This window comes from Frankia sp. CoWAU3, assembly GCF_977971855.1.
This window is the reverse complement of record NZ_CDWWXB010000158.1, coordinates 1-3,597: the sequence shown is the minus strand read 5'-3', so window position 1 is coordinate 3,597 and position 3,597 is coordinate 1. Positions and strand designations below refer to the sequence as shown.

General features: G+C 66.6%; 2 protein-coding genes, 1 tRNA gene and 1 pseudogene. 2 read left to right on the top strand and 2 right to left on the bottom strand.

Annotated features, from left to right (window positions below; translation table 11 throughout):
* Positions 1 to 542: 542 nt before the first annotated feature.
* A complete protein-coding gene (locus AC08ON_RS13530) occupies positions 543 to 1,094 on the top strand; it encodes a hypothetical protein (protein ID WP_476607874.1) in 552 nt (183 codons plus the stop codon).
* A gap of 82 nt (positions 1,095 to 1,176) precedes the next feature.
* Positions 1,177 to 1,253 (top strand) — tRNA-Ala (locus AC08ON_RS13525).
* Between the two features lie 703 nt (positions 1,254 to 1,956).
* On the opposite strand, the pseudogene AC08ON_RS13520 reads toward AC08ON_RS13525, so the two are convergent.
* A pseudogene (locus AC08ON_RS13520) lies at positions 1,957 to 2,973 on the bottom strand (recombinase family protein); the annotation flags it as partial.
* Between the two features lie 79 nt (positions 2,974 to 3,052).
* Positions 3,053 to 3,523: an ImmA/IrrE family metallo-endopeptidase gene (locus AC08ON_RS13515; RefSeq protein ID WP_476617093.1), complete on the bottom strand. Its 471-nt coding sequence runs from the start codon at positions 3,521 to 3,523 to the stop codon at positions 3,053 to 3,055.
* Positions 3,524 to 3,597 lie beyond the last annotated feature (74 nt).

The window sequence follows — 3,597 nt, the reverse complement described above, 5'->3', positions numbered from 1 at the left end:
TCCGCCCCTCACTGGGCGTGGCGAGAGGTCTGTTGTCCAGGGCGCTGTCGGTGTTGTCCCAGCCCTCGCGTCCACTGAGGCTCGCCGCACGCGCGACGAGCACATCGGTCCTGTAATTCTGGGACCGCTCTGGGCGCGAGGGGCCTCGGAGCTCGGCGCCAGACCTGAACGGATGATCTTTTTGCTCCCGATGGGAGCAGCTATCGATCATCCGTATTCCCGGACTCCCGTCCTGCCCCGGCCGGTTCGTTCACCGGAGTGCTCCGTGTGCGCTCCCCGGATAACCGGCTGAGCTGTGCGCTCCGCCGGATGAGCCAGGTCGCGCCGTCTCCGTCTTCTCCCGTCGCACGCCGGCCCGCTGCCCGCCCCGGTCACCTGTGGCCACGTCGCCAGGGCCAGCCGGGCTGGTCCGGTCCCGGCGGCTGGTCCGGTCCCGACCGGCCGATCCCCCGATGGGGCTTCCCAGACCCGCGCAACTACTGCGTAATCATCACGTAATCACTGTGTAGCTATCGAGAACTATCAGGAAGGCAGCGTTCGCTGTGACCTTCGAGTCGTGGATGGCCCGGTTGCGGAGCGAGGGATACCTCGTCTGCCCGGGGAGCTCCCCGGTGCCCGTCGAGGTACGAGGTGTTCGTCCCGACGGGGTCGGTCTGCTGTTCCGTTGCCGGGGAACGGCGATCCGGCTCTCCCTGTACCGGCCCGGACGGGCGGTATGGCAGATAGCCGTCCGCGACAAGGCGTGGTGCCCGGAGGAGTCCCTGCAGCTGTGGACGCACCACCAGCTCGGCACGCCGGATGTTCCGACCGACGCCCGGCTGGCCTTCCCCCGAAGCACCGAGCCGGACCAGGAGCTCGTCATCGACGGCGCTCGGCTGTGGGGATGGTGCGGCCATGAGGCGGGGCTGCTCCGGCCAGCCGCCGCGGCCCCCCTGTTCGACCGGTTGATGGCCACCGTCGCGAGGTCCGACGGGGCGCGGTCCGGCCTCGCCCTGTCGGACCGCATCCAGCCAGATCTCACCCGGGAGGTCGCCGTGCCGGCCGCCCGATCAAGGGCTCGGGGCAAGGAGGGCATCAGCATCAGCATCAGCTGACGGCCGGCCGGAGGTGGCGATCCATCCGAACCGGGTGGTCGTCACATGGGCTACGCGGTCCTGTAAGCTTCAGATGCTTCCAGGGGGTGTAGCTCAGCCTGGTAGAGCGCCTCCCTCGCACGGAGGAGGCCAGGGGTTCGAGTCCCCTCACCTCCACCATCACGGCCTTACTCGAACACTCGTCCTCCAGGACAGTGCTCAGCGAGGCGGTGGTAGTGAACCCCAGTGAAGCGGCGTCACCCGAAAGGGAGGCGCCGCTTTCGCGTGCTGGGGCGACGCGCGTAGCGCGTTCCGCCAGTACATCGTCTACGGCCTCTCCAAGGCTCCAGGCCCGGTGTGCTGTCACGGCGGTGTCGAACGGCTCGTTGAGGTCCTCGGTGGTCACGGTTGCCCCGGCGGGTACCTGGTCGAGGTAGAGCCGGGTGAAGACAGCCTTGTTGAGCACCTTCCGAGCCCGGAGGCCCGAGCGTCGGTAGAGCGCCTGCGGATCTTCCAGGAGGCGAAGCACGGTGGTCAGCACCTCGTAGCCCTCGTTGAGGGGCAGATCCTGTTCACCCAGCCGGGTCTCGATCCGGGCACGTTCCTCGCGGACGGCCCGCATCTTGGCTGTCAGCTTGTCCTTGGGCCAGTCCGGATCGCCCACCAGGTCGAGCAGACCGTCTTCCCGCTTGTTCAGCTCCTTGAGCTGCCGCTGGTACTGAGCGTGCAGTCGGCGGGTGCTGTCCGTAGTGCTAGACAAGGCTTCGTCGAGGCGGCTCTGGACCTCGGCGCGGAACTCCTCAGAGAGCCGGACGTTGACGTAGTGTCGCTCGATGGCGTCTTCGACGTCCGCCACCGGCAGGTACGGCAGGTCGCAGGAGCGGTCCTGGCGTCCTCGGCAGATGTAGTAGAAGTAGGTCACGCCGGTCTTGCTCTTGCCAGGCGTGATGATCAGCCGTCGCTGGCAGCGGTCACACCAGACGAGTCCCTTCAAATAGTGGTTGTGGACGCGCTGCCGCGCCCCGGCCTGCCGTTCGGCGAACAGCACTCGTTGCACCTGGTCGAACAGGTCCTGGGAGACCAAGGGCTCGTGCCGGCCCTGGTACTCCTCGCCCTCGTAGCTGACGAGGCCGAGGTAGTAGCGATCTTTCAGCAAGTCGCCGATCTTGTGTACCGAGATGGGTCGGGCGCTCCAGCGCTTCGTTGGCTTGGTGCGCAGGCCCGCAGCGGTGACTGCCTCACGCAGAGTGTGGAAGTTGTACTTGCCGGTGGCGTACAACTCGAAGGTCAGCGTGATCAGGGGGCCGCGTTCCGGGTCGACGATCACCGTGCGGACCTCACGGCCCTCGAACTGCTCCCGGACGTTCAGGTAGCCGAGAGGTGCGACGCCGAGCGTGCCGCCCTTCATGGCCTTCTGGCCCATCTTGTACTTGATGTCCTCGCCGCTGACCCGCACCTGGTACTCGTTGAACACGGCGATCATGCCGTGCATGGCCTGGCCGGCCGGCGAGGCGTCCAGGTTCCGCTCGGTCGCCGAGTGGAGCTGGACGCCCAGCCGTTCGAGGGTCACCATCATGATCGCGTCGTCGTAGCGGTTGCGGGCAAACCGCGACAGGGCATAGACGAAGACGTGCTTGATGTTCCGGTCGGCCTTGATGCGGGCGATCATCTCCTGGAAGGCCGGCCGCTGGTCAATCGTCTTGCCACTCTTCCCGGGGTCGAGGTACTCATCGACCAGGACGATGCCCAGCTCGCGGGCACGTTCGTTGCAGGCCACGCGCTGGGCGGGCAGCGAGATGCCTTCCGGGTCGAAGTCGGTATTGACCTGCCCGGCTGACGAGACGCGGTAGTAGGCGATGGCCTGCTCGCCGCGTATCGCCGGGCGTTTCTGCTTGCTCACAGTTCCTCCTTTCGTTATTTATGCCGCGTTGGGGCAGTCGGCCCCGAAGAACATCGACGGCCCGTCCAGCCGGAACCGGTCACTCGGCTTCGTCGGTCAGCCCCAGGTATTTCAGGCGTATCCGCATGGCCGAGATGGACACCTTGAACTGCCCGGCGAGGGCTTCAAGGTCCTGCAACCCGCTGGACCAGGCGCGCTTGAGGACGGTTCGGGGCATGAGGAAGCAGGCCGCGAAGTGATCGCAGATGCGTTCGATCTGGCGGGCGTGGTCCTCGGCCGTGCCGAAGCCGATCCTGACATAGGCCGTGGACACAATCGGGTCGTCGAGCAGGTGCTTGACCTCGTGGGCCAATGAGAACCGGCGGCGGCCGATGGGGTCCTCGCGGTTGATCGTGAAGACCGTTCGACCATCCCGGTGTAGATGGGTGACGCCGCCGACTTCCGAGGTCTCCGGCAGGTCAGTGCCGGGGTCTGAGGTGAGGATTTCCGGTGTGGGCTGGGTCGGTTGCAGGCGTGGCTGACCGCGCCGGGTGGTCGGGCTCGGCGTCACAGCGTGGCTGTTCGGTTGTGGCTATTCCTCCTGGGTGGTCAGGCGGCGGGCTGTTCGGGTTCGATGGTTACTTT